This is a genomic window from Xanthomonas vesicatoria ATCC 35937 (assembly GCF_001908725.1).
Classification (GTDB): Bacteria; Pseudomonadota; Gammaproteobacteria; order Xanthomonadales; family Xanthomonadaceae; genus Xanthomonas; species Xanthomonas vesicatoria.
Genome location: NZ_CP018725.1, coordinates 410452 through 434176 on the forward strand (window position 1 = coordinate 410452; position 23725 = coordinate 434176).

The 23725-nt window shown below is 63.0% G+C and carries 23 protein-coding genes and 1 other RNA gene; 12 read left to right on the plus strand and 12 right to left on the minus strand.

From position 1 onward, the window contains the following. The first annotated feature begins 322 nt into the window (after window positions 1-322). Entirely contained in the window at window positions 323-1009 is a 687-nt protein-coding gene (locus BJD12_RS01685; protein ID WP_005991089.1) for a thermonuclease family protein, read from the plus strand. Window positions 1010-1176: 167 nt separating this feature from the next. Beyond that, the gene (locus tag BJD12_RS01690) at window positions 1177-2238 is read left to right on the plus strand and encodes a Gfo/Idh/MocA family protein (protein WP_039420386.1); all 1062 of its coding nucleotides are present in this window, start codon (window positions 1177-1179) and stop codon (window positions 2236-2238) included. 148 nt (window positions 2239-2386) lie between these two features. On the opposite strand, the gene BJD12_RS01695 is transcribed toward BJD12_RS01690, so the two are convergent. The 5 genes from BJD12_RS01695 to BJD12_RS01715 all read right to left on the minus strand — a co-directional run bounded on the left by BJD12_RS01695 (window position 2387) and on the right by BJD12_RS01715 (window position 6251). Next, window positions 2387-2638, minus strand: coding sequence for a hypothetical protein (locus BJD12_RS01695; RefSeq protein ID WP_005991093.1), 252 nt, complete (start codon window positions 2636-2638; stop codon window positions 2387-2389). Then, window positions 2635-3984 (minus strand): TFIIB-type zinc ribbon-containing protein, encoded by a 1350-nt coding sequence (locus BJD12_RS01700; protein WP_042827855.1) that lies wholly within the window; start codon window positions 3982-3984, stop codon window positions 2635-2637. The genes BJD12_RS01695 and BJD12_RS01700 overlap by 4 nt, the downstream gene beginning before the upstream one ends. Before the next feature lie 14 nt (window positions 3985-3998). Further along, window positions 3999-5150: an SPFH domain-containing protein gene (locus tag BJD12_RS01705; protein WP_005991096.1), complete on the minus strand. Its 1152-nt coding sequence runs from the start codon at window positions 5148-5150 to the stop codon at window positions 3999-4001. 230 nt (window positions 5151-5380) lie between these two features. Further along, complete coding sequence (locus tag BJD12_RS01710; RefSeq protein ID WP_005991098.1) at window positions 5381-5656, minus strand: hypothetical protein; 276 nt, start codon at window positions 5654-5656, stop codon at window positions 5381-5383. Window positions 5657-5825: 169 nt separating this feature from the next. Beyond that, window positions 5826-6251 (minus strand): YqaA family protein, encoded by a 426-nt coding sequence (locus tag BJD12_RS01715; protein WP_042827856.1) that lies wholly within the window; start codon window positions 6249-6251, stop codon window positions 5826-5828. Between the two features lie 92 nt (window positions 6252-6343). On the opposite strand from BJD12_RS01715, the gene BJD12_RS01720 reads away from it, so the two are divergent. After that, window positions 6344-6419, plus strand: a non-coding RNA gene (locus tag BJD12_RS01720) — sX9 sRNA. Window positions 6420-6591: 172 nt separating this feature from the next. On the opposite strand, the gene BJD12_RS01725 is transcribed toward BJD12_RS01720, so the two are convergent. Beyond that, the gene (locus BJD12_RS01725) at window positions 6592-7134 is read right to left on the minus strand and encodes a TetR/AcrR family transcriptional regulator (protein WP_005991103.1); all 543 of its coding nucleotides are present in this window, start codon (window positions 7132-7134) and stop codon (window positions 6592-6594) included. A 223-nt stretch (window positions 7135-7357) separates the two neighbouring features. On the opposite strand from BJD12_RS01725, the gene BJD12_RS01730 reads away from it, so the two are divergent. Next, window positions 7358-7969: a DUF1349 domain-containing protein gene (locus BJD12_RS01730; protein WP_228862735.1), complete on the plus strand. Its 612-nt coding sequence runs from the start codon at window positions 7358-7360 to the stop codon at window positions 7967-7969. Between the two features lie 202 nt (window positions 7970-8171). Beyond that, window positions 8172-9317 (plus strand): MFS transporter, encoded by a 1146-nt coding sequence (locus tag BJD12_RS01735; RefSeq protein WP_005991107.1) that lies wholly within the window; start codon window positions 8172-8174, stop codon window positions 9315-9317. A 485-nt stretch (window positions 9318-9802) separates the two neighbouring features. Here the strand turns inward: BJD12_RS01735 and BJD12_RS01740 are convergent, their stop codons facing one another. The 4 genes from BJD12_RS01740 to BJD12_RS01755 form a co-directional block, all read right to left on the minus strand. Next, complete coding sequence (locus tag BJD12_RS01740) at window positions 9803-10549, minus strand: SDR family oxidoreductase (protein ID WP_005993798.1); 747 nt, start codon at window positions 10547-10549, stop codon at window positions 9803-9805. 701 nt (window positions 10550-11250) lie between these two features. After that, window positions 11251-12648 (minus strand): alginate export family protein, encoded by a 1398-nt coding sequence (locus BJD12_RS01745; RefSeq protein ID WP_081375326.1) that lies wholly within the window; start codon window positions 12646-12648, stop codon window positions 11251-11253. Between the two features lie 6 nt (window positions 12649-12654). After that, window positions 12655-13545 carry a hypothetical protein gene (locus BJD12_RS01750; RefSeq protein ID WP_005997663.1) on the minus strand — a complete coding sequence of 297 codons (891 nt, stop codon included), beginning with the start codon at window positions 13543-13545 and terminating at the stop codon, window positions 12655-12657. Window positions 13546-13841: 296 nt separating this feature from the next. Beyond that, the gene (locus BJD12_RS01755) at window positions 13842-14147 is read right to left on the minus strand and encodes a XapX domain-containing protein (RefSeq protein WP_005997665.1); all 306 of its coding nucleotides are present in this window, start codon (window positions 14145-14147) and stop codon (window positions 13842-13844) included. A 1308-nt stretch (window positions 14148-15455) separates the two neighbouring features. Here BJD12_RS01755 and BJD12_RS23655 point away from each other — a divergent pair. The 7 genes from BJD12_RS23655 (at window position 15456) to BJD12_RS01790 (ending at window position 22010) form a co-directional block, all read left to right on the plus strand. Then, window positions 15456-15974, plus strand: a complete 519-nt coding sequence (locus tag BJD12_RS23655; RefSeq protein ID WP_039420384.1) for an acyl-CoA dehydrogenase family protein — start codon at window positions 15456-15458, stop codon at window positions 15972-15974. Next, the gene (locus tag BJD12_RS01765) at window positions 15962-16720 is read left to right on the plus strand and encodes a PIG-L deacetylase family protein (protein WP_005997670.1); all 759 of its coding nucleotides are present in this window, start codon (window positions 15962-15964) and stop codon (window positions 16718-16720) included. The genes BJD12_RS23655 and BJD12_RS01765 overlap by 13 nt, the downstream gene beginning before the upstream one ends. After that, window positions 16717-17319: a class I SAM-dependent DNA methyltransferase gene (locus BJD12_RS01770; protein WP_005997672.1), complete on the plus strand. Its 603-nt coding sequence runs from the start codon at window positions 16717-16719 to the stop codon at window positions 17317-17319. Before BJD12_RS01765 ends, BJD12_RS01770 begins: the two co-directional genes overlap by 4 nt. Next, a complete protein-coding gene (locus tag BJD12_RS01775; protein WP_005997675.1) occupies window positions 17316-17984 on the plus strand; it encodes a glycosyltransferase family 2 protein in 669 nt (222 codons plus the stop codon). Before BJD12_RS01770 ends, BJD12_RS01775 begins: the two co-directional genes overlap by 4 nt. Window positions 17985-18275: 291 nt before the next feature. Next, window positions 18276-19640: an alpha/beta hydrolase gene (locus BJD12_RS01780; protein WP_005997676.1), complete on the plus strand. Its 1365-nt coding sequence runs from the start codon at window positions 18276-18278 to the stop codon at window positions 19638-19640. Next, window positions 19637-21163: a GMC family oxidoreductase gene (locus BJD12_RS01785; RefSeq protein ID WP_005997677.1), complete on the plus strand. Its 1527-nt coding sequence runs from the start codon at window positions 19637-19639 to the stop codon at window positions 21161-21163. The genes BJD12_RS01780 and BJD12_RS01785 overlap by 4 nt, the downstream gene beginning before the upstream one ends. A gap of 43 nt (window positions 21164-21206) precedes the next feature. Beyond that, a complete protein-coding gene (locus tag BJD12_RS01790; protein WP_039420357.1) occupies window positions 21207-22010 on the plus strand; it encodes an SDR family NAD(P)-dependent oxidoreductase in 804 nt (267 codons plus the stop codon). A gap of 92 nt (window positions 22011-22102) precedes the next feature. On the opposite strand, the gene BJD12_RS01795 is transcribed toward BJD12_RS01790, so the two are convergent. Together BJD12_RS01795 and BJD12_RS01800 are read right to left on the minus strand one after the other, a co-directional pair. Then, on the minus strand, window positions 22103-22654 hold the full coding sequence (locus BJD12_RS01795; protein WP_042828704.1) for a CPBP family intramembrane glutamic endopeptidase: 552 nt from the start codon (window positions 22652-22654) through the stop codon (window positions 22103-22105). A 418-nt stretch (window positions 22655-23072) separates the two neighbouring features. Then, window positions 23073-23702, minus strand: a complete 630-nt coding sequence (locus tag BJD12_RS01800) for a cupin domain-containing protein (RefSeq protein ID WP_005997681.1) — start codon at window positions 23700-23702, stop codon at window positions 23073-23075. Window positions 23703-23725 lie beyond the last annotated feature (23 nt).

Sequence of the window (23725 nt, forward strand, 5' to 3'; positions counted from 1 at the left end):
GCCGGTCAGCCAGCGACTCGGCAAGGCGCATGTAGAGCAGGGCAGATGCAGCAACGCGGTGCGGAGAATGCACGTGATGCCATCCCGTATCGCAATGGCTTGCATGTCGCCCAACTGCATCAGGCGCCCGCTGTTCTTCATGCAGAAGCTATAAGAGATAGCCATCCCCATCGCATTGGCATACAGTGCCGGCCCTGCGTCGGCACTGCCGCGTGGAAGTCGGGCATCAGGACAGCGCCGGACACTGCCATCCGGCTGAGAGTGCACACACGGGAAGAACGCAGGGACGACGTCTACCCATCGTCAAGGGACGCTGTTGTCGATGTTGTTCAGATGGTTGTTGGGGATTATTGGTGTCGTGATCGTTTTGCCTGCCAACGCGGCAGAGCTTGTCGGCCGGGCTGCGGTGACGGATGGCGATACCATCACCTTGGCGCAGAAACGCATCCGCTTGTGGGGGATCGACGCGCCGGAAAGCGCACAGCTGTGCAACAGCGCTGATGGTCGTCCGTGGCCCTGTGGTCGTCGCTCCGCGGCCGCGCTGGACGGGTATCTCATGGACAAGACCGTGCGTTGTCAGCAAAAGGATACCGACCGTTATGGGCGCCTCGTTGCCGACTGTTTTGTTCAGGGGCAATCGGTCAACGGCTGGATGGTGCGCAATGGTTGGGCGGTGGCGTATCGCCAGTACGCCACTGCGTTTATTGCCGACGAGCGCATCGCGCAGCAGCAAAAACGCAATCTCTGGCAGGGAACCTTCCAGCAGCCCGCCGACTACCGACGCAATAAGCGCCATCAGCTTGCAGCGCATGCGCCCGCAACTGCGCCGTCGGTAGCGCCGGGCACGTGCGCCATCAAGGGCAATATTTCGGGCAAGGGCAGCAAGATCTTCCACATGCCTGGTCAACGCGATTACGCACGCACCCGCATCTCGGCCGAGAAGGGCGAACGCTATTTCTGCTCGGCCCAGGATGCGCTCAATGCCGGTTGGCGGCGCGCAGCGCGCTAGGCGGAGCAAGGGGGCAGCGGGCCAAGCACGAGGTGCAGGCCATGCAGCACGTGCACTGGCCGCGTCCGCTTCGCGCTGTTGCAGTCCTGCGCCAAAGCAGCCATGCCAAGGCGATCAATACGCGTGCTTTGCTAGCATCGATCGCTCCACGACAACGCAGCGACCCCATGCCAATGCTCCACATTCCCGAGCCCGATCTGTTCGCGCCTGGTCAAGGCGAGCCATCCCTACGCTGGGGCGTGTTGGGGCCTGGCGTGATTGCTTCCGCATTCGTGCGCGCGTTACGCAGCAACACCCGCCAGCGCCCGGTGGCCGTCGCCTCGCGCAGCGGGGAGCGTGCGGACGCATTCGCAAAGGCGTGGGCGATCGAGCGTGCGTACGATAGCTATCAGGCACTGGTCGACGACCCAAACGTCGACATCGTCTACATCGCCACGCCGCATAGCGAGCATCTGGAACACGGGCTGTTGGCATTACGCGCCGGCAAGCATGTGCTGATCGAAAAGCCCATCACCACCTGCGCCGACGATGCGCGCGTGCTGGTCCAAGAAGCACGTGCGCGCGGCCTGTTTTTGATGGAAGCGATGTGGAGTCGCTACCTGCCGCATACCTCGGTGATCCGCAAACTGCTTGCCGATGGTGCGCTTGGTGAGGTGCGCCATGTCTTTGCCGACCTGAGCCAGCGTGGACCAAGCGACCCCGCACATCGGCAACGCCGGCCCGAACTTGGCGGTGGTGCGCTGCTGGACCTGGGCGTCTATGCCGTGCAGTTTTCCTCGATGATCCTGTCCGCGCCGACCGCGGTCACCGCCGTCGGCGGACTCACCGACACTGGCGTGGATGCCTTTTCTACCGTCGTGCTGTCGCATCGCGCGCAGGCGCAATCCACCTTGATCAGCTCCATCGTCGCGCGCAGCAGTTCAAGGGCCTACATCAGCGGCACCGAAGGCCGTATCGACCTGGCCGGCGACTTCCACAATCCGACCACGCTGCGGATCGGCAGCAACGATTACGCCAGCACACCGGTCGACTGGACGGACCCGACCGGCATTCAGGGCTACGAAGGGCTGTCATGGCAGGCCAACGCCGCCGCGCGCTACATCGGAGAAGGCCGTCGCGAGTCGCCACTGCATCCGCTCGACGAAGTGGTGCAGATCATGACAACGCTGGACCTGGCGCGCGCGCAGCTGCAGGCAGCGGCTAAGGCGGCCAGCGCCGCGTCGGCTTGAAACGCGTGCCCTTGGCCGCGACTGCGAAGCCGATACAGCATATGTCGCCAGGGTCCCGATGCTTGCGCTGCCCCCCAGAACACAGCGGCATCGTGTCAATCGGACGGTCTGCGTTCCAAGCAACCTTGGGCAACGCGAATGCCAGCAGTCAATCGCCCTCGCGTCGCACCCGTGTGCGGTACGCAGACACGTTGTCGCCGGCGATCTGCGTGGCGCGCGTGCCGATGATGGTATCGACCTTGATGTCGGTACCGGTGACCGGTTTGGCATCGACCTTGGTTTCGCGCTCGAACGCATGCGATTGATCGGTATTGCGGTAGTACCGATACAACATCCAGTACAGCGCCGAGCCGCCGGCCGGGCCGGCAAGTAACAGAAACAGTATCCCCTCATCGCTCATGAAACACCTGCCAGAAAAAACAGAACCGCCGCTTCGATCGCGCTGCCGGCGGTCAACGCAGCCAGCAACAGTTTCCACTGCTGGACCGGCACGCTGCCCATGGTTTCGCCGGTGCGGCCGTTGACCGCGATGTAGTGCAGCATGCCGCCGCCGCGACCTGGCTGATGATAGGAATACAGCCACACCGGCAGATACATCGACACCCAACGCGTGCCGTGCACGTCCAGGCGCTCCGACTCCCAGCGCACCCCACGGCCATAGCGCCTGACCGAGGGCGCGACCTGGGCACGTGCGATCGATAGCAATTGGTCCTCCAGCCGAGGACGCAGCTGCGCGATATCGCGGTCGCGCTTTTCCGAGCTGAAACCGGCCAGGTACGAGGCGTTCCAGCGCACCGCGTTCTTGATATCGAACGGCAGGATCGCATTGATGATGTTGTTGGTATTGACCCGGCTATCGAGATTGCCGCGCGCCGCCGACGACTCCAGCGGCAGGTCGTCCACCGTGAATTCGATTTGCCGACGCACTTGATACACGTCGGCGTCGTAGTAGGTCTGCTTGTTCTTTTCGGTGCCGCGCGTGTACTGCCGCAGCTTGACCTCGCCCATGCCCGACACGCTGGCGCTCACATTGCCGTCGACGATCATGTATGGCAGATACACACCCACCACGTTCTCGGGCGTGAACTGCTGCTTGAACGCCTTCAACGCAAACAACCGGCGCTTGTCCACGAACTGACGGATGCGCGCCACCGCATCCTGCTTGTCGATATGGAAGGGCAGCACCGCGTCGGGAACCGCGCCATTGGCCACCTGTTCGTTGACGCCGAACACATGCCGGCACCAATGGCAGCGCGCCGTCATGGTGCTTTGCGTATTGATGGTGACCTCGGCCCCGCAACCGGCGCACTTGAAGCTCATCAGGCTGGCCGCATCCGCAGCGATGTCTTGCGCGCCGGAGGCGACGACCGTACCGCGTAACTCACCGATGCCTTGCCCAAAGCCGAATGCCTCTTCGACCCGCACCCCGGGCCACTCGGCGCGGCAGTACTGACAGACCAGAAGATCGGTGCCGAGCTTGGGGCGGATATCGCTGGAGCCGCACGCCGGGCAGCGGTTGAGGCCATCCTTGAGCTCGGCAGCGGCGGTGTCGATCGCCAGCGGATCGGGAGCCAGCACTTCGTCGCGGATCGGGCCGGGCAGGGTAGCCGGGTCGAGCGACAGACTGCCCGGCAACGGCGGCACGTCCTGCGGCGAGCCCGGGCCGGTGGGCGATGTCGCACCCAAGGGCGGAAGGGGCGGCGGCTGCACGGGCGGCAGCGGTGGCGGAAAGCGGGGGTCGGACATGATGGCGAGCGCGCTTACAGGCCCAGGGCCCTGGCCTTCGCAGCGTCGTAATCGGCTTGCGTGATCAAGCCCAGATCCAGCATCTCCTTGGCCTTTTTCAACTTGGCCACCGGATCGTCCGCCGCAGGCGTCGCGGCTGCAACAGGCTGCTGTAGCGTACCCACACCGCCTGCCAGGCCTGTCGCCATGCCCACACCCACCAGGCCCGCCGCTCCGCCCTGTTCGCCTGCCGATTGCAGGCCCTGCGCAACGCTGGCCTGCAGATTGGAGTTGCCGCGCGCACCGGCCAGCGCATCAGCGCGCTGCACGGTCTTGAGTAGGTCGCGCGTGTTGGCGTCGTACTCGATCGACACGATGGCGGTCTTGACGATCGCCAGGCCGCGCTCGGATTTCCACTGATACGCCTGCTCGACCGCATCGGACAGGCTGCGCGCAAACCCCAGCGAATCCTGCTGCAATTTGGTGATGCGATTGCCCTTGGCCGGGTCGTTCGTATACAGGCTGAAAGCAGGCGCGAGCGAGCCCACCACTTCGTTGAACAGCTGACTGGCCGCAGCATTATCCAGGTCGGTGAAGTCGAAGATTTCTCCTGGCTGCAGATAGCGCGCCGGCACAAAATTCTTCACGAACACGATGGGGTCGACGACCTGCAAGGTGTACGTGCCGCGCGTGATCGCGCCGACCTGCGTGCCCAGGAAGCCGTCATCCCAATAGATTTCCGATTGGGTGCCGAAGCGGTTATCCGGCAGTTCCTTCAGCGAAACAAAAAACGCCGCCTGTTGAGATCCGGGCTGACCGCCGAACTTGAAGCGCTCCCAGCTCTGCCGGATCAACGGCGCCACCAGCCCGTCGCCCGCAAACAACGATTGCGCATTCGCATCGTCCGAGCGCCATTCGTAGCCGCCCGTTTCGGCGACAAACCCGGTGATCGCCCCATCCTGCAAGAGCAACAATCCGTAGCCTTCGGGGACCACGATCTTCGAGCAGTTGCTGATGATGTTGGATGACGCGTTGGTGTTGGCGCCGCGCCCGGCGTTGCTACCGCGCGGAACCGCCGCAAACAGCGCCGCCGTGGCCGGCAGTTGCGCCGGTACGGTGTAGAAATCCTTCCACTGGTCGGCCACTACGCCGCTGACCGCACCCGCCACTGCCTGGATCAGACCCATGACAACATCCTGTAATTGCTAGACCGGCAGCGTACCTGTCTTGCGCGCGCAACTCTATGCCCTGCCGCATGTGTAGCGCGGCGCTGATGGTGGCTGCACGGCGACGAGCCGATCCATCGACGACGGCGACTGCAATGCGCCACCGCCATAAATGCAAAGCCCCGCGTCTGCGGGGCCTTGCTGTCATCCATGCGGCGTCGCCAATGCAGGCCGCTACGCCGGTGCCGTGATCACGGCAGATCGCACTTGATCTTGCCGTCCACGTAATACGGCTTGGGAACGTCGGGATTGGTGCTGGTCTTTTCGAACACCACTTCGAACGAAGCCATGTCCACCTTGCCCTGACGTGAGGTGCAGGCGTCCTGAAGCTTCTTCTTCACCGCCGCAATACCGGCTTCCCGGTTGGCGCCATCGGCGCTGTTGGTCAGGTTGGCCACTTCAGCCCAGGCCTGGGTGCTCAGGCCGAGCAGGCATCCGGCGAGCAGCATGCTGTGCAGCGTCTTCATACGATCTCCTTTGCAATGTCCATTGTGCAATGTCCCTGGATGCGCCGCAGGCAGGCTGCAGCGCGCCGACAGCATAGGCATGCCACGTTAAGAAGCCGTGCGCGGTCACCTGCGTCATTGGTGCGCTGTGTCATGCGCACTCCAGGTCCCGCAGGTTCCACGCCCCACGTTACCGGGCAAGCGCCAGTGTTGCCCATGCAAGCACGCCGTAGCGCGTGACCTTGGCAATCGCCACCAACGGCAGGAAGACCCGCAGCGGCTCCCGCATGACCCCGGCCGCCAGCGTCAGCGGGTCGCCAATGATCGGCATCCAACTCAAGAGCAGCGACCATTTGCCGTAGCTGCCGTACCAGACCTGCGCACGCGCCAAGGCCTGCGGCCTTACCGGAAACCAGTGCCGTCCCTGGAAGCGCACCAGCTCGTGCCCGATCCACCAATTGATCAGCGAGCCCAGCACGTTTCCCAAGCTCGCAGCGACCACCAGCCCCGCTACCGAACCGCCATCCAGCAACAACGCCACCAATGCCGCCTCCGACTGCGCAGGGAGCAGGGTAGCGGCAATCAACGACAGCGCGAACAGCGAGAGATAGGTCAAAGGCAGCCCAGGGGTGGTCATGACGTCTTAAGAGCGACTAACAAACCTACTGCGCAGCCGTGAGGCGGGCGCGGTCGGTGCGCGGAATCCTCTTGTACCACTCGTCCACTCCGGTTCCTCCGCGCCGCCCACACCCACCTGGCGACTGCTCGCTACGTTCTGTCAGCCGCTCTCGGTTCCAGCGCAAGATGCTTGCCTTCGACTCACACATGCGTTGGGGTAAGTACAAGAACGACATCCGCAAAATCGCGCCCGATCACGTGGTTTGCAGCCATCAATCCCTCGTCGAGCAGTGGATGCGCGGTATACGTGTCGCGAATCGCGCATTGCCTGGCATGCGTTACAGCAAGGCCAGCTGCCCCACCGCATTGCGTACGTGTTTCTTGGTCATCCGCACCACCGAGCGATGGATCGTCATGCCTTCGATCAAGGCATCGATGGCACTGGCAGCGGGTTTGGAAAAATGCAACTCCAGCGCCGCGCGGCTGCGTGCCATCCACTGTTCCATGATCGCCGTCATCTCCGGGTGGCGCCGGGCAAACGCGTACAGCTCGTAGCTCAGCAGCAGGATCCGCGGCGAGGCGGTGCTGTCGGCAAAGATGATGTTCACCACAGCATCGCACGCCTGGTCGCGGGTCTTCGCTGCGCGGATCTCGGCGGCGAAATTCTTCGAGACATCCTGCGAGAAGCGGGTGAATGCCGCGATCAGCAACTCATGCATGGAGCCGAAGTAGTACGTGGTCGCGCTCAGCGATACCTGCGCCTGTTCGGCCACCTTGCGAAAGGTCGTCCCCGCCACGCCGTGGTCGAGAACCACCTGCAAGGTGGCCTGCTCGATATGTTCTTTTCGATGTGGGTCTTGCTGCCAAGTCCTGCCGCTCATCTGTCTTCGCGCACGTGTCGACCGGAGCGATGGTAATCCAGAGTTGACTTGCCAATTGGTACAGATGTACAAATTGACGCAATCAGCTTTGCGCCGGCCGCAAAAAGGCAGCGAGAAGCATCGCTTTTTGTCACGAGGACTAGGTATGACGGATTCCGAAAAACACCAGGTCGACGTCGGCCGCAGGGCGACGCTGGGCGGTCTGGCCGCTGGCGGCGTGGTCATGGCAACCGGTGCAGGCGCCACGCCATCAGGCAACTGGCAACAGGGCAAATGGCTGAACGAGCCCAGATCGCACCGCATCGTGGGCGGCGATGTGTTGGAGGTCGTGACCGACAAGGGCACCGACTTCTGGCGCGAGACCCACTACGGCTTTACCCGCGATAGTGGGCATTTTCTCGGCATCGCGGCGCCGGCAGCGTTTACCTGCCAGCTGCGCGTCCGCGCCAAGTTCGAGCAGCTCTACGATCAGGCTGGTCTCATGATTCGCGTCAACGAGCGCCAGTGGGTCAAGGCGGGCATCGAGCTCAGCGACGGTCGGGCGATGCTCAGCAGCGTGCTTACCGATGGCAAATCGGATTGGGCTACCGGTCCGTACGAAGCCGATCCATCGGACTTCTGGATCCGCGCCACCGTCGACAAGGGCGTACTGCGCTTGCAGGTGTCCAAGGACGGCAGGTATTGGCCGCTGGTGCGGCTGTGCCCATTCCCGCTGGCCACCACGTATCTGGTAGGCCCGATGACCTGCACGCCAGAACGCGAGGGCTTGAAGGTTCACTTTTCCGACTGGACGTTGGGCCCAGTGCTAGGCAAGGATCTGCACGATCTTTCCTGATGGCATAGCGCAGCCAAAAACGGCTGCGCTCACCGTAAAACGGGGCGTGGCCGGTGCTCGACGGTCTCTGCGACAGATGCCGTGCCTATACTGAGTTGCTGAGTGTGCAGCCCATGCTCGCATGGCTAGCGCCTCTGTGTTTGGAGCCGCCCTTTGTGCCGGCTGTCGCCCAGCGGGCGATGGATTTGCAGTTGGATCATCGATGACATCTCGTACATCACCCCGCGCGGAACAGCACGCAACCCGCGCCGCGTTCTTCATTCCCGGATTCGCCGTATCGATCTGGGCGCCGCTGGTTCCCTTCGCCAAGCAACAATCGGCGTTGGATGAGGCGAGGCTTGGACTGGTACTGCTGTGCTTGGGTGCCGGGTCACTGATGGCAATGCCTGTCGCCGGGGCATGGGCATCACGTGCGGGCTTCAGGCGCGTGATGTTGGCCACCGTTGCCCTGATGTGTGTGGCATTGCCGTGTTTGAGCGCAATGCAATCGGCATTGGCGTTGGGTGCGATGTTGTTCGTGTTCGGTGCTGGCGTTGGCGCAATGGACTGCACGATGAACATGCAGGCGGTGGCGGTCGAACGCGACAGTGGAAAGGTGATGATGTCCGGCTTCCACGCCTTCTACAGCATCGGCGGCTTTGCCGGCGCCTTGCTGATGACGGTCCTGCTCAGCCTCGGCATCGCACCGACAACCGCTTCGACGTTCGGGGCGCTCACCGGTCTGATCGTCGCCGCGCTGGCCGCCCCGCATTGGAGAGCGGAGCAGGGCGCGCAGCAAGGGCCGCTGCTGGCCTGGCCGCGGGGCAGTGTGTTGTTTATCGGCATTCTGGCGTTCGTCGTGTTTCTCGCCGAAGGCACCATCCTGGACTGGAGCGCGGTCTTCCTGACGCAGGTTCGCAGTGCCGATGCCACCAAGGCGGGCGCAGGCTATGTGATCTTTGCCTTGACCATGACCGCCACGCGGCTGTTTGGCGACGCGCTGGTGGAACGCATGGGCCGCATCCGATCCATCATGCTCGGTGGACTGGGCGCCTGCGCGGGCTTCCTGATTGCAGTGCTGACGCCGTGGTGGCAGTTCTCGCTACTGGGCTATGCGCTGATCGGGCTGGGATGCGCCAACATCGCCCCGGCGTTGTTTTCGATGGCCGGACAACAGCGCGCCATGCCCGAGGGCATGGCCATCACCGCAATGACAACGCTGGGTTACGCAGGTGTCCTGGCCGGCCCAGCCTTGATCGGCTTCGCCGCTCAAGGCTGGGGACTGACCGGCGCGCTGATGCTGGTTGCTGCCGCCATGTGTGCGGTCGCGATTTCTGCCCGCTGGTTGCAATCGGAGCACGCTACGTAGGGTGGGGGTAGTGATAAAGATAGGCCAGAGCCTCGGTCGTCATGGAAGAGGCGGTCATGCGCGCGGCAATTCGCATCGACAACACGATCTGGACTATCGGGTTCAACGATGCGTTCTCGGTTTTGCAGAGGCGCTGGGTGCGCGATGCAAGCACGCAAGACATTGCAGCACCCGGTAATCGGCTTGGGCTGCCTTGTCGCGCTGCATTGGTGCATCGTCAGTCTGCAATTTGCGCGACGCGCAAATGTGCCGCAATTGCCAGGGCTGCCGGAAGGGCTTTGGTCAGGATCGTCAGGAACGCTGTCGCGGCTAACGCCAACAGGCCCCCAATGGCAAACGTGCCACTTGCCTAGTCTCTCATGCGCAGCCAGCGTTGCGTCCAACGATTGGCGCTTCGTGGCAAGCCGGCCGGCTTGCCACTGCCTCTCCAGGTGCAACAGTCGACTACCTGAGGCATGTCGCGCGGGAGGCGTGCGACCGCTCACTCAAAGTGTTTGGGCAGTGGGACGGAAGATGATTTCATTGACGTCGACATCATCCGGCTGGCCGATGGCAAACGTCGCCATGCGCGCATAACTGTCAGCCGGAATGCCGACCTGCGCGACATAATCGCTGTTGGCGGATTTGACCGCTTCGTCCGAGATATGGTCGAGCAGTTCGGTCTTCACCGCACCTGGACTCAGGATCGTGGTGCGGATGTTGTAGGCCTTCACTTCCTGTCGTAGGCCCTCGCAAATCGCACGCACGGCAAACTTCGTTCCGGAATAGACAGAAGACGCGGGGAACACAAGATGCCCGGCAACCGAGGCGGTGGTGATGATCTGACCCGACTTCTGCCGCTTCATATGTGGAAGTGCTGCCGCAATGCCATGCAGTACGCCCTTGATATTCACATTAATCATCTGATCCCACTCTGCCACCTTGAGACTTTCGAGGTTCGAGAGCGGCATGACACCTGCGTTGTTGATCAACACGTCGACCCGGCCGAATTTTTCGGCAGCGGTGTCGACCAAGCGGGTTACATCTTCGGCGCGAGTGACGTCCGTTGCGATTGCGACCGCATCACCGCCGGCACCGACGATCTCGGCGACAAGGGAGTTGAGGCGTTCCGCCCGCCGCGCCCCGAGAACCACCTTGGCGCCCTGCGCAGCCAGATGACGCGCGGTGGCCTCACCAATGCCGCTGGACGCGCCGGTGATAACGACAACTTTGCCTTGGATACCATTACTCATGCGCTTTCTCCGATGAACAGACCGACACGGCGACACCATCGCCGAGTCCATTCCCAACGTTAGCCCAGAAATGCAGGCGGATTAGTATCCGCGGATTGGATGGGCTCATGCAGATGCTTCATCAATATCCAGTGGCGTTCAATGCTCCGATGACGCGACATCCTGCGATTTTGGGTCTTGAGCCAGCCTGGAGCCCAACTCCCTGCTCGGAGTACATTTGGCAGCAACGGGCGTCAGGATCACGCATCAATGCGCGCGTGTCTGGCTAGATCACACAGCCCGTTGCCGGATGCTGGTGCTGGTGTCGGAGGGACCAATCCATCCGGCGGGTCCGTTACCATCGTGACCGCTCAGGTGGAAGCCGGCATGGGTGCAAAGGCGGCGCATCGCCTCTGCTTGATCAAGTGTCGATTCGCCTGCACCACGGCTCATGCGTTTGCCTGCTGCGCGCTCATGACTGCTCGCTGCATTCTGCTGGCCGCGCTATATCACCGGCCAATCATGCGGCCGACACGCTGCTAAAACTCTGCCGCGCAAGGCACGGCGCTATCGGCATGCGGGCATCAACTTATTCGGAGCGCTCCGCGTATGCATTCATCTGTCAATCAACGCAAAGGGGGTTCCCTAGCATGCGCGCATTCGTTCGCCATGCATCCCTGTCATCAGCAAGTTCATCGCTGCTGCCGCCGATGCGAGGCCACTTACCACATGAACTTCATTTCACAGCCAACGTAGTTGCTGTCGTGACCGCCGGCGGCACGCACAGTGTCGCCGGCCTGGTAATGGACTGCTTCGATGGCGGTCTGCAGGGAGGTGGTGAGCTTCCAGTCACCGCGGAGCTGCAGATAGCGGCCGGTCCAGTGACTGCCGGTGCCCGCGGTGCCTGCCAACGGAATGTCCGGCTGCGCATAAACAGCGTCGGCGGTGCTCTGCCGCCATAACAGGCCAAGCGAGGCAGTGACGCTCAGATGCGTGGTGGGCCTCAGGGTGAGCATCGGTTTGACTTGCAGCAAGTTGCTGTAACCGGTGTAGCCGGCCAAATTGATGTACGCACCGTTCGGGAACAGTGGATTGAAGGTTTCAAGCTGTCCGTCGTCTGGATGTCGATCCCCGGAGGCGGTATCGATCTGCAGCCCCAGACGCGGCATCAGCGAAATGTCCTGCAAGGTGTAGCCGGCCTTGAGGCCCAACGCCCAGGCGCGCGCGCGGCTGTTGCCGACCTTTCCACGTTGCCCCATCGCCTCGATGTCCCAGTCGAAGGCAGTGCGCACACCTGCGAAGCGGGCATCGATAATATCGCGTCGCTCGTTGCCGGCCGCATCGAGAAAGCTAGCGTCATCCTGCCGATAGCGTGCGTAATACAGCGACAGTTCGTCGCTGCCCAGCACGTGGCGTTCGACGCGCACGGTATCAAGGCGCAGGTGTCGGTTGGAGACGTCGTCGAAGCTGCGTACATCGGCGTACTGCACCGGCTGGCTGACAAACGCAATCCAGCGCCACGGGCCGGTCTCGTAGTTGACCCATACAGCGTCGAACGATTGGCGCACATTCGGGCCATCGCGCAGCGAGACGAATCGCTGCAGGTCGAAGGCAAACTCCTGCCGGCCCACGCGCAGTTTCATCTCGCCAGCGGCCAGTGGCGTGGTGTAGGCGACGAAGGCCATGCGCAGGTCGGCGCGATTGGCATCGGCCGGGCCGACGCGGCGTTTGTCCACTGCGCGTACGTCTTCCAGTTGGGTAAAGAGCTGCAAGTGCTCGCCAATCCGCACGTCCAGATGCGCCTGCAGCCGATGCAACAGATAGCTATCGCTCTCGCGGCCGATACCCAGCGCAGGCGTGTGGTTGCTTTCGAAGCGTTCGCGCAGGTTGATGCCGAACGATGCATAGCCCGCGTCGCCCAGCGGCACATACTTCAGGCGATCGAACGGGTGCGTGCGTAGCGCCGGGTCAGCAAGCGGCGACCAGTCTTCCTGCCAGCGGTTCGACTTGACGGCAGGGCGTACTGGTGTCGCGACAGCGGCATCGGTCGAAGACTGTGCCGATGCATCGGCACACGGGCACAGGAGCAACATCAAGGGCAGCGCAAGGCGTAACGACATGTGCGATCAGGAGTGGAGATCGGCGTGCAGCTCGGCGACATAGCCACCGGGGAATTCCACCATCGCCGACTGTCGACCCGACGCAGCCACCGCAGGCACCAACACTTTTGCGCCGGATGCGGTGGCGCGTGCAAGCGTTGCCGCCAGGTCGTCCACTGCGTATCCGGTGAGCTCGTGCCCGTACGGATAGGGCAGGTGGCCGTCAGTCACCAGCACCTGCAGTGCACCGAAGCCGGAGCTGATGGCGACGCTGCGGTAGGTTGCTCCAGGCCGGCCGATCAGCGTTGCGTCCGCATGGCGGTCGTCGTGCAGCACCTTGCCGTGCGAAAACTTTAGCCAGGCTTTGACAAACGCATCGGCGCGATCGGGCGAGACGTAGACGCGGTTCTCCGGAATCGTCGCAAGGGGTGCATAGTGCGGCGCGGTGTCGTGCCAGTACAGCTGCATGTTGACGCCGCCCGGCCAGGCGATGACCGCATCCATGCCGATCGGATCCTTGAACGGCGCAACCAGCACCTCCGCCCCGGCAGCACGCGCGGCGGCGATTGCCTGCTGCATGTCGGTCACCAGATAGCCGGTACGTTCGCTACCGAATGGGTGGGGCACCGGCGTGCGGAATCCGAACAGCGACACCGTGCCCGCCGGCGTCTGCACCAGTTGCGAGTTGGTACTGCTGGGCGTTGGCGTCACCGTGGCGATGACCTGACGCGTGCTTTGTCCGCCGAAGGTCGCAGCGAAGCTTTGGGCAAACGCATCCACGTCGGCTGGTGCCACATAGACGTGCGTGGTGTCGTACTGCGGGCCGACCGACACCGCTGCTGCGGCATCGGCAAGGACCGGCAGGGCCGCGCTCAGCATCAGTGCGGCGGACAGGCTCAGAGAAAATAGCGGACGCATGGACGTTCCTTCAGGAAAGAGGGCAGCGATGGCAGCACCGGCGATGGGCAGCGCCGCCGTTGCGACGGGGAGAGATGGACGCGAAGCGTTCGTGCAGGCCGGTCGGCAGATGGCGCCTTCCGCTTCAAGCTTTTTTTGTCAGGGTTCTTGATCGAGCGAGCGATCCGTTTTGGAGCGATGCATTGCCACGGAGACAACTCGTCTGATCGACCAGCCGTCTTGCCAGGGCGCTGGCCGGCGACTTTCTCCGCCTCGCGCAGGCGGCATGCACCATCAGTTTGGATGCGCGGGCGCGCCTACGCATCGCCTTCTTCGGTTCGCGCAGATGGCGGTGCTGGCGCATGCGGCGGCTTGGTCGGAGCGCGTTTTCCCTCGGGCAACTGCCCGAACATATGCGGCTTGACCTGGTGGCCGATCCACGAGGCCTCGGTGTGGCTGCGCGTTGTCAGCTGGCGCACAAGTGGCGGCAGTTGCTCACCGACCAGGATGCCAAGCAAACCGACCAACGCAATGACCGGCGGCGCCGGCGAGCGCACATTGAGCAGGCTGTAGATCACACCGACCAGCAGCCCGGCGCCAAGCGAGAGCAAATAAGGCTTCATGGTGCGCCCCACTGTTGTGAAGCGCGGTGCGCATAGGTCGGCGGCGCATGCCGTCCACGGGCCACTGCCAGCCAACCTACCCGGTCGCGGGGCCAGGGGAGTGCACTGCCGGCAAGCGCGTGGCGCAGGCCCGACAAATCAGACATCGTCATGGACGCGATCTCTCTGGATGGGGACTCGCTGGGTCATGGCGTCGAGCGACGCCAGCGGTGACGTCCATGCTGGACGCCTGGCCTCCAATCCAGAACACCGCGTTGGGGCAGGGTCCGATGACTCGATCGGGGGATGCATGTGCACACGTCGTACCGCGTGCCTCCGCCATGCGTCTTGGACGGCAAGCTGGGTCAGGCGACACCAGCCAGCACGTCAGAGCAGCAGCGACGCTCGGCATGCCCGATTCTTCTCATTGCGTCACGTCGTGCTGCTCGCCCACGACCAGACCAATGTGCTCCGAGGAGACTGCGCTATGCGATTTCCGTCGCCCAGCGCACGGCGGTCTGGTGACCACCAGCGCCGGGCTGCAGGTCATCTCCTTGGTGATGGCGAGCCTGGACGGTGCTGAAGTCCGGCACGTCGTCGATCAAGCGCATTGCGCCGCTGACCGGTCTGTGCGAGGAACAGATCCTGCGTCGTGCCTTCCTGCGCGTGCTGTGTATGGCACCAAGCGATTACCGTAAACGCCTCCGCAGCAGCAGACCGTTTGACCGTCCTGATTGCGGAAGGCAGCGGTGTACGTGGCTTACACGCTCGATGCAACGTGCTCTGCATGGGGGGAACGGGCGTCTGGCTCACTTGAGGTTGACGAGCCATCGCCTAAGTTGGTCTATGCACCAATCAGCCTTCTCCCGGGATAATCTGCCCCGCACGTCTTCGACACCATCAAATCCAGCGCTGGCGCAACGCGCGCGTGAGTACTTGCGCGTGACGCCGCAGCTTCCAAATCCTGGCAAAGGACACACGAGTGCACGTTGGCAGGCGCTGAGCAAGCTGGGCGCTGAGAGCTTGCCACTGGCCAAGGTGCTGGAAGCGCATTACGACGCGTTGTCCATCTTTTCCGAAGCCGGCCAGCCTTTGCCGTCCAATGACGCTGTCTGGGCAGTCTGGGCAGCGGGGGGGCCACACGACACCGCTACGTACGAACCGGACTCATGCACTGTGTCTGGTCTCAAACCGTGGTGCAGCGCTGCGTTGGACGTCGTGACGCACGCACTGGTGACTGTCAGCAGCGGCGATCAGACTCCGCTTGCCATAGTGACACTCACACAGGACCACTTTACGCTCGACGCAAGTCAGTGGCACGGCCCTGGCATGGCCGGTATTCCCACCGGTAGCGGCCATTTCATGCGTGCTCCCGCAGTCTTGCTAGGTAAGCCTACGTTCTATCTAGAGCGTCCGGGCTTTTGGCATGGTGGAGCAGGCATTGCCGCCTGTTGGTATGGGGCCGCCACGGCCATTGCTGAGCAGGTGCGCCGTTCGCCAAGAGTGGCGCACAACCCATTTTCTGCAGCGCACCTCGGTGCCATCGATGAACAGCTGACGGGTGCGCGGCTGATGCTGCATCACCTGGCAGATGCGATCGACAATGCGCCAGCCGAAAGCCATCAGCTCGCCGTTATTCGGTTGCGCAGCATGATGGACCGCGTCTGCCGGGATGTGCTCGAACGCGCTGCATTGGCGTTGGGACCTGTCTCGCTGTGCTGCGATGCCGAGCATGCGCAGCGATGTGCAGACCTGGCTGCCTTCATTCGCCAATCCCATGGCGAAAAGGACGAGCAATGGCTGGGTGAACAACTGCATGTGAGCGAGGTCAATCCATGGGTGCTCTGAGAGGCGAGCACATCGACGGGCAGGGCGTCACTGAGTCGCGCTGGAGCACGTCGCGGCAATTGACTGAGCTGCCCATTACCAGCGTCGAGCAACTCCTCGGAAACACTACCCGTGTGGTCGTGGTCTCTCCGCATCCTGATGACGAGGTACTGGGGTGTGGCGGGCTGCTTGCGATGGCAGTGGCCTCGGGACGACCGGTGCTGATCGTCTCGGTCACCGACGGCGAAGCGGCCTATCCGCAGGAAGACGCGTGGCCCCCGGCACGTCTGGCCGCCGCGCGTCGTGGTGAATTGCGCGATGCGTTGGCATGCCTGGGAATCGATCCCGCCCATGTGGTCAGGCTGGACGCGGGCGATGGCCAGGTCCGCGCGGGCGTGGGCGCACTGAGCGCGCGGCTTTCTGAACTGCTGCAGCCGACCGACGCAGTGCTGGTGACATACGCACGCGATGGCCACCCCGACCACGAAGCATGTGCCGATGCCGCGCTCAATGCCGCTGCCCACTGCGGCGCGCGTTTACTCCAGTTTCCGGTGTGGGCGTGGCACTGGGACGACCCAGATCACAGCCAGATGCTCGCATTGGCCGTACGTCTTGCGCTTCCGCCCCTTGCCCACGCCGCAAAGATGCGGGCCATGGCAGCATTCAAGACGCAGACCGGCCATGTCACGCCCGCGCTGCGTAATCCCATCCTCCCCGACTGGGCACTTGCACGCTTTCGGCGCCACTTTGAGGTCTATTTGCCATGAACGCCCAGGCCAACGCCGAGTACTTCGATAGCATCTACCAGCAGCAGGATCCCTTTGGCTATGGAACGCGGTGGTACGAGACACGCAAACGCGACATCCTGCTGGCAACCTTGCCTCGCATGGGCTTCGCACGCGGTTGGGAACTGGGATGTTCCAACGGTGAGGCGACGCGCGGGCTGGCAGCCCGCTGTGATCACCTGCTGGCGACCGACATGTCTGCCGCTGCCGTGGAACAAGCCAAACAGCGTGTAGGAGAGCGCAGCAACGTCGATATCGTGCAGGCTTGCCATCCACAGCAATGGCCGGCCGGTAATTTCGATCTGATCGTGCTGAGCGAGATCGGTTACTACCTTGCTGCCGCCGAACTTGATGACCTGATCGTGCGTCTGCAGGCAGCGCTCACGCCGGACGGACTGCTGGTGGCCTGTCATTGGAAGCATCCATTTGATCAGGCGCAGCAGGATGGCGTCGCGGTCCATGCCTGCATTGCCGGATTGCTCACCTTGCCGCTGAGTTATCGCTACGAAGACAGCGATTTTTTGCTTGAAGCGTGGACAGCGCAATCGCTCTCGGTGGCACAACAGGAAGGCTTGCGATGATTGCGGTCATCATCCCGGCACATAACGAAGCCGAGTGCATCGCCGCGTGTCTCAGATCGGTTTTCCGCGCTGCATCGCATCCCGAGCTGCATGAGGCGGTAGAAGTGATCGTCGCGGCGGACCGCTGCACGGATGCCACCGCCGAACTGGCACTGGCGCTTGGCGCGCGCGTGGTCAAAGTCCCCTCACCTGGGGGTGTAGGCACTGCGCGCGCCGCAGCCGCATCCCACGCCATTGCGATGGGTGCTGACTGGCTGGCCGTCACTGATGCCGACTCACGCGTTCCCGCCGATTGGCTGCTGGAACAACGCCGTGCAGGCACCGAAGTGTTCTGCGGCATCGTGGAGGTCGATGATTGGCTGGACTATTCGGATGAGGTGCAGCGCAGGTTCGCGCAGACCCAGGCAATCGGCGAAGGCCACCAACGCATTCACGGCGCCAATCTAGGGGTGAGCACCCATCTGTATCAACAATGTGGCGGATTCTCTGCATTGACCTGCAGCGAGGATGTCGCGTTGGTGCACGCGCTACAGGCGATCAAGGCATCGATCGCGTGGTCGCCACGCTCGGTGGTGCAGACCAGTGCCCGCAGACATGCACGCGCACTTGGCGGCTTCTCGGATTTTTTAAAGCAGCTAGAAGTCTTGCCTTATATGCCTGCATAGCTACTGTCGTCCTGCGGTGGCGTCAGCTTGAAAACGGTGTGGTCGATACCGGCGCCTGTTGCCGCACTGCTTTCGCAGCGATTGTTTTTCGAGCCGAATTCACTAGCGCCGCCATCGCTGCCCCAAATCTGGGCCAGGCAGCTGGGTTAATGCGCATCTGCGCCCCTTTCCGCGCGTAGGGCGACGGCCTGGCATGGCACGCCATTGTCACCGGCTGACTTTCGAGCTCATCTGCACGAGGCGTGGACGAAGCGTGCGGCAGCATGCCCGACTCGTAGACCAAGGTGTGACATGGCCAAGCCAATGCTGTTTTTCCTGCATGCCCTCGGAGGCAGCCGGCATGCGTGGAGCCGCGTCGTCGCGCAGTTCGATGATCGCTTCGACTGTGTTGCCCTGGACATCCCCGGATTCGGCGATGCGGCTCCGCTGGAGCACGTTGGCACGGCAGCGCTGGTTGACTGGTTTAGCGCTGAAGTCGTCGCTCGGCAGCCAGCCTGTTGGTTTGCAATCGGGCACAGCATGGGTGGAAAGATCGCCACGTTGACGGCAGCGCGGGCGCGCGATGGTGTGGCAGGACTTGCCGGTCTGGCGGGCGTGGTGCTCGTTGCCGCATCGCCACCGGCACCCGAACCCATGAAAGAGTCGCGACGGCGCACGATGCTTGCCTGGTTCCAAACAGGGCAGCCTACGCGCGCCGAGGCGGGGCAGTTCGTGGATGCCAACTGCGCCTCTGTGCTGCCGGACGACTGCAGGAATGCTGCGATCAATGACGTCCTGCGTACCGCCCCCAGTGCATGGAATGCATGGCTCACGCGCGGCAGCCGCGAAGACTGCACCACGCAGGTCGGGCGCATCGGCGTACCGGCAATGATCGTGGCCGGTCGCCAGGATGGCGATCTGGGCGAGGCTGCGCAACGGCGCTTGAATGCACCGCATTATGCGCAAGCGCAGCTCGCCATCGTGACCGATGCCGCGCATCTGATTCCCTACGAGCAGTCGCAGGAACTGGCAAGGTTGATCGCCGCACATGTAGACCGCTGCAGGGAGCATTGCCTGCCTGAGGACTTCATTGCCTTGCTGAACTCAGAGCGCGTGGCGCCGCGCATGCGGATGACGCTACTTGCGCGGCACGTGGGCCCGCCCGCTGTGGGCGAGGGCGTGTTGAGCCGGCGCCAGTTGGACGTGCTCGCCGCCGTGGTCGCACGCGTGCTGGATGGCGCGGGAGATGCACAGCAGATTGCACGACGGATCGACCTGGCGCTCGCAGAAGGCACAGGAGATGGCTGGCGGCACGCTGACTTGCCGGAAGATCACCTGGCGCTACCGCTGGGGCTGGATGCGCTCGATGCGCTGGCCGGCGGCTTTGCCGAACAATCCGCGGACCGCCAGGACCGCTGGCTGCAGGACATCGCGCACGCAAGAGTGGGCAACACCTCAGCGCATGGCCTGGATGCCACACAGCTGGCGCATTGGTTCGAGGACGTGGGCGCCGACGCGGTGCGCACCTGGACCAGCCTGCCCGCCACCATGGCCGCGCTGGGCTACGACGGTTTCGCTGTCGGCAACGACGCCGGCACTGGTCGCCTGGGCTATGCAGAAACGGCGGCAGATCGGCATGAGCACTGGCAGCTGCGTGCCCCTGGGGCTGTGCGATGACCGTCGCTGGCAACCGGGACGATGTCGATGTGGTGGTGGTCGGCAGCGGAGCGGGGGGCGGGCCTCTTGCGGCTCGGCTTGCGCAAGCCGGCGTCTCGGTGGTGGTGCTCGAAGCGGGCGCAGCATTTACGCCGGAGTCTCACATTCCCGATGAGCTCAGCACCGGCATCTACTGGATGGACGAGCGTCTGAGCGGTGGGCAAACGCCTACCGCGTTTGGGCCGAACAATTCGGGCTCGGGGCTTGGCGGTTCCACGCTGCATTGGGGCGCCTTCTGCCCGCGGCCGGACAAGCGCGATCTCAGCCTTCTGACCCAAACCGGCCATGGCGCCGATTGGCCCATCCCTTATGAGGAGTTGCTGTCTTACATTCGTCGTGTGGAGACTTTTATTGGCGTTTCCGGCCCTGCGCATTATCCCTGGGACCCCGAGCGCAGCTATGCGTATCCGCCACCCCAACGCAATGCCTCGGCCGCAGCCATGGAGCGCGGTTGCCGTGCCCTCGGCATCCGGGCCACCGATGCACCGGCGGCGTTGGTCACCAGGCCCCATCAGCAGCCGCATTGGGGCCAACGCGCAGCGTGCAACAACTGCGGTGCATGTCACCAGGGCTGCAGCAATGCCGCCAAGGTGAGTGTGGATACCACATGGCTTCCTCTGGCAAGGGCGCATGGTGCGCAGCTGCGGACCGACAGCCGGGTAATCGATCTTGAACGCGATGGCCGCGGTGCGCTGACCGCAGTGATCTACAGCCAGCATGGGCATGAGTACCGCCAGCGGTGCGGCAACGTGTTCCTGTGCGCGGGCGGGGTGGAAACGCCGCGCTTGTTGCTCAATCTGGGGCTGGCCAACTCCAGCGGTCAAGTGGGGCGCAATTTCATGGCGCACGTGGCCACTCAGGTGTGGGGCGAGTTCGACGCAGACATACGCATGAATCGCGGCTACCCATCCTCGCTCATCACAGAGGACATGGTGCGCCCGGCCGATGCCGACTTCGTTGGCGGTTATCTGGTGCAAAGCCTAGGGGTGCAGCCGATCACGCTGGCCAATACGCTGGCGCGCGGTGCTGGCCTGTGGGGCAGGGAACTCGTGTCCACTATGTTGCGTTATAACCGTCTGGCCGGTATCGGCATCAATGGAGAGTGCCTGCCGCACGCTGCCAATCGTCTGATTTTGTCGGACGAACGGGACGCTTTCGGGCAGCGCAAGGCGCGTATCGATTTCAGTTACGGACCGAACGAACAGGCCATCGACGCGCATGCGCGTGCACTGCTGCAGGCGATCTGGCGAGCCGCTGGCGCCCACAATATCTTTGCGGCTGCGCGTTCGGCACACACGCTCGGTACCTGCCGAATGGGCACTGACCCCGAACGGGCCGTCGTCGATCCTGATGGCCGTGCCTTCGATGTGCCGAACCTCTACATCTGCGACAACTCGGTGTTCCCCAGTGCACTGGCGGCGAATCCGGCGCTGACGCAGATGGCGCTCGGCCTGCGTGCCGCAGAACGTTTTCTCGCGCGCTAGCGGTAGCTGCGCCGCCACGTTATTCAACCACCAGGAGCTCAATATGGATCTCGGAATCAACCAGCGCATTGCCCTCATCAGCGGCGGCGACTCAGGCATGGGCAAGGAGACCGCACGCCAGCTACTCGAAGCAGGCGTCCGCGTGGCGATCACCGATCTTCCCGACGGCACACTCGACCAGGCACTGGCTGAGTTATCCGACTTGGGTGAGATCATCGCCATCGAAGGCGACGTGACGCGCGGACAGGATGTCAACGCCATCTGGGCGCAGGTGCGCGAACAACTGGGTGAGCCGGACATCTACATCAATGCAGCCGGCGTCACTGGCGCCACCGGCGATTTCCTCGAGGTCAGCGATGCCGGCTGGCTCGAAACGCTGGACATCAACCTGATGGGCGCGGTGCGCATGTGCCGCCAGGCCATTCCCGCCATGCGTCGCAAACAGTGGGGGCGGATCGTGTTGTTCGCATCCGAAGATGCGGTGCAGCCGTACGTCGATGAGCTGGCCTACTGCGCTTCCAAGGCCGGCATCCTCAGCTTGGCCAAGGGGCTCTCTAAAGCTTATGGCGCTGACAATGTGTTGGTAAACACCGTGTCGCCTGCCTTCATCGCAACGCCAATGACAGACAAGATGATGCAAAAACGCGCGCAGGAAAACGGAACCAGTGTCGAAGAAGCGATCTCTTCGTTCTTGGACGAGGAGCGACCCGGCATGGTGCTCAAGCGACGTGGCCGGCCAGAGGAAGTGGCGTCGGTGGTCGCGTTCCTGTGCTCCGAGCGCGCCAGCTTCATCAACGGGGCCGGCGTGCGCGTAGATTCGGGCTCTGTGTTTACCATCGCTGGCTGAGCCGGGCGGCGCTGCGCAAACGCGCAGCGTCGCATCAGACACTCATAGTTTCCGGGCGACAGCGCCGCTTTTTCTAAAAATTTTGAGCGTGTTCAATACCATCCAAGGTAGAGCGTCGTGACGCCCCACGTATCTACCAATCCGTGCGCCACGATGAGCGCCCCCAAGTTTCGGTTTGAGCGCAGGTATGCGTAGCCGAATCCTGCGCCAACAAACCCCGTCAGTAGAACCCCGGAAATGCCTTGATTGGCATGCATGACACCAAACAAGACTCCGCCCGCGACGGCCGCACTGACGCGACCCAGGCCGATGCGGTCGAACAGTGCTTCGAGCTGGTGCATCAGAAAAGCCCGGAACACCAGCTCTTCCCCAAAGGCGGCGCTGATCCATGCATATCCGATCAGGTGCATCGCTGCCGGAGCGTTATTGCGCAGCGCGCCGTAGGCGCTGTAGTCGGTCTTGGTGCCTGTGAGGTCGTCGAGCAGCGGCTGGAGAAGCGGTGTGATAATCGCAGTGACGACGAGCACCAGCAGCGCTGCCCAACCAAGCGTGGGACCCAACCCTCGCCATATCAGGCCGCACGCGCGCCAATCGCGAGTTTCCAGCCACACCCAGACAACCCCTATCAAACCGACGACCGGCATCCGCCAAGGAAGGGGCAGCCAGGAAAAGTGGGCGAGTGCCATGATCGCGCAGATCGTCACAAGCCTAGTGAGCGGGTGGCTGAAGGTGCAAAAACTGTTGCGAGCTGCAGGCGTCGATTGATCAGGGTGAGGCATGCCGAACAATTGTGTCGTGGGCACACGATGGTATCGGGCGGTCGACGGGCAGCACCATGCCAGAAGACACGGCCACGTTCCATCTTCTAACGGGCTGCTTCGCCACTGTCGACGCGATTCAAGCTTCACGGCGTCGGATATCGCAGGCCTGCGCCGCTTGCTCGGAAGCACGCGCCCATGTCTTCAGGATGGTTCTAAGTACTTCATTTAACGAATCAAGAGAGCGACACGGGTGGAATGCAAGGCTATGCCTCAACCGCGACCTTGGCCAGGTGGCCAGTCTTCAGCTGCCGGTTGCGCCGTTCACGCCACCGGCAGCTGCCAGGAGTTCGCCAGCAGGCATGCGAATCCGGCTGCCAACGTCATAACAACGGCCTTCCATCATGACTTCGCCGGCCAACACCAGAAGTTCAGCGCCTTTCACAGACTCATTCTGCAGAGTTTCTCCAGCCCCGAGCCGCCGCAGACAGACCTGTTCCGCCGCTGACTCGAAGAGGGGACAGATCGTGCGACCGCCTTGCGTGCGCCATGCAGTCTGATCGTTTGTGTCGATGCGCACGTGGGCGCGCTCGCTCTCGGGCATCTGCTGGAGCTTCACGAAAATTACGGCTCCCTCCTTGCTGGAGGGCCGGTGGCTTGAACCGGGCGGATTGCGCAGGTAAGAGCCGGCCGGAAAATGCTTGTTTCCTTCGGAGAACTTACCTGCCAGCACCAGGATTTCCTCACCGCCTGGGTGCAGATGGCGGGGGAAATGGGAATCGGGTGCATACCGCACGATGCTGGTGGCGCGGGCTTTCTCACCGCCCACACGGTCCAGCATCACGCCCTCAACTCCCCCCTGGGGCGATGCGGCCCACTGGTGCTGCTGGGACTCGACGATGGCACGGCGGGAAAAGTCGGCATTGATGCGCATGTGCGTCTTCCAAGCTTGAACGG

Bases quoted from the DNA above. Each gene is read 5' to 3' on its own strand.
- BJD12_RS01685 (WP_005991089.1), top strand. From the start codon at position 323: ATGTTGTTCAGATGGTTGTTGGGGATTATTGGTGTCGTGATCGTTTTG.
- BJD12_RS01690 (WP_039420386.1), top strand. From the start codon at position 1,177: ATGCCAATGCTCCACATTCCCGAGCCCGATCTGTTCGCGCCTGGTCAA.
- BJD12_RS01695 (WP_005991093.1), bottom strand. From the start codon at position 2,638: ATGAGCGATGAGGGGATACTGTTTCTGTTACTTGCCGGCCCGGCCGGC.
- BJD12_RS01700 (WP_042827855.1), bottom strand. From the start codon at position 3,984: ATGTCCGACCCCCGCTTTCCGCCACCGCTGCCGCCCGTGCAGCCGCCG.
- BJD12_RS01705 (WP_005991096.1), bottom strand. From the start codon at position 5,150: ATGGGTCTGATCCAGGCAGTGGCGGGTGCGGTCAGCGGCGTAGTGGCC.
- BJD12_RS01710 (WP_005991098.1), bottom strand. From the start codon at position 5,656: ATGAAGACGCTGCACAGCATGCTGCTCGCCGGATGCCTGCTCGGCCTG.
- BJD12_RS01725 (WP_005991103.1), bottom strand. From the start codon at position 7,134: ATGAGCGGCAGGACTTGGCAGCAAGACCCACATCGAAAAGAACATATC.
- BJD12_RS01730 (WP_228862735.1), top strand. From the start codon at position 7,358: ATGGCAACCGGTGCAGGCGCCACGCCATCAGGCAACTGGCAACAGGGC.
- BJD12_RS01735 (WP_005991107.1), top strand. From the start codon at position 8,172: ATGACATCTCGTACATCACCCCGCGCGGAACAGCACGCAACCCGCGCC.
- BJD12_RS01740 (WP_005993798.1), bottom strand. From the start codon at position 10,549: ATGAGTAATGGTATCCAAGGCAAAGTTGTCGTTATCACCGGCGCGTCC.
- BJD12_RS01745 (WP_081375326.1), bottom strand. From the start codon at position 12,648: ATGTCGTTACGCCTTGCGCTGCCCTTGATGTTGCTCCTGTGCCCGTGT.
- BJD12_RS01750 (WP_005997663.1), bottom strand. From the start codon at position 13,545: ATGCGTCCGCTATTTTCTCTGAGCCTGTCCGCCGCACTGATGCTGAGC.
- BJD12_RS01755 (WP_005997665.1), bottom strand. From the start codon at position 14,147: ATGAAGCCTTATTTGCTCTCGCTTGGCGCCGGGCTGCTGGTCGGTGTG.
- BJD12_RS23655 (WP_039420384.1), top strand. From the start codon at position 15,456: ATGGCCGGTATTCCCACCGGTAGCGGCCATTTCATGCGTGCTCCCGCA.
- BJD12_RS01765 (WP_005997670.1), top strand. From the start codon at position 15,962: ATGGGTGCTCTGAGAGGCGAGCACATCGACGGGCAGGGCGTCACTGAG.
- BJD12_RS01770 (WP_005997672.1), top strand. From the start codon at position 16,717: ATGAACGCCCAGGCCAACGCCGAGTACTTCGATAGCATCTACCAGCAG.
- BJD12_RS01775 (WP_005997675.1), top strand. From the start codon at position 17,316: ATGATTGCGGTCATCATCCCGGCACATAACGAAGCCGAGTGCATCGCC.
- BJD12_RS01780 (WP_005997676.1), top strand. From the start codon at position 18,276: ATGGCCAAGCCAATGCTGTTTTTCCTGCATGCCCTCGGAGGCAGCCGG.
- BJD12_RS01785 (WP_005997677.1), top strand. From the start codon at position 19,637: ATGACCGTCGCTGGCAACCGGGACGATGTCGATGTGGTGGTGGTCGGC.
- BJD12_RS01790 (WP_039420357.1), top strand. From the start codon at position 21,207: ATGGATCTCGGAATCAACCAGCGCATTGCCCTCATCAGCGGCGGCGAC.
- BJD12_RS01795 (WP_042828704.1), bottom strand. From the start codon at position 22,654: ATGCCGGTCGTCGGTTTGATAGGGGTTGTCTGGGTGTGGCTGGAAACT.
- BJD12_RS01800 (WP_005997681.1), bottom strand. From the start codon at position 23,702: ATGCGCATCAATGCCGACTTTTCCCGCCGTGCCATCGTCGAGTCCCAG.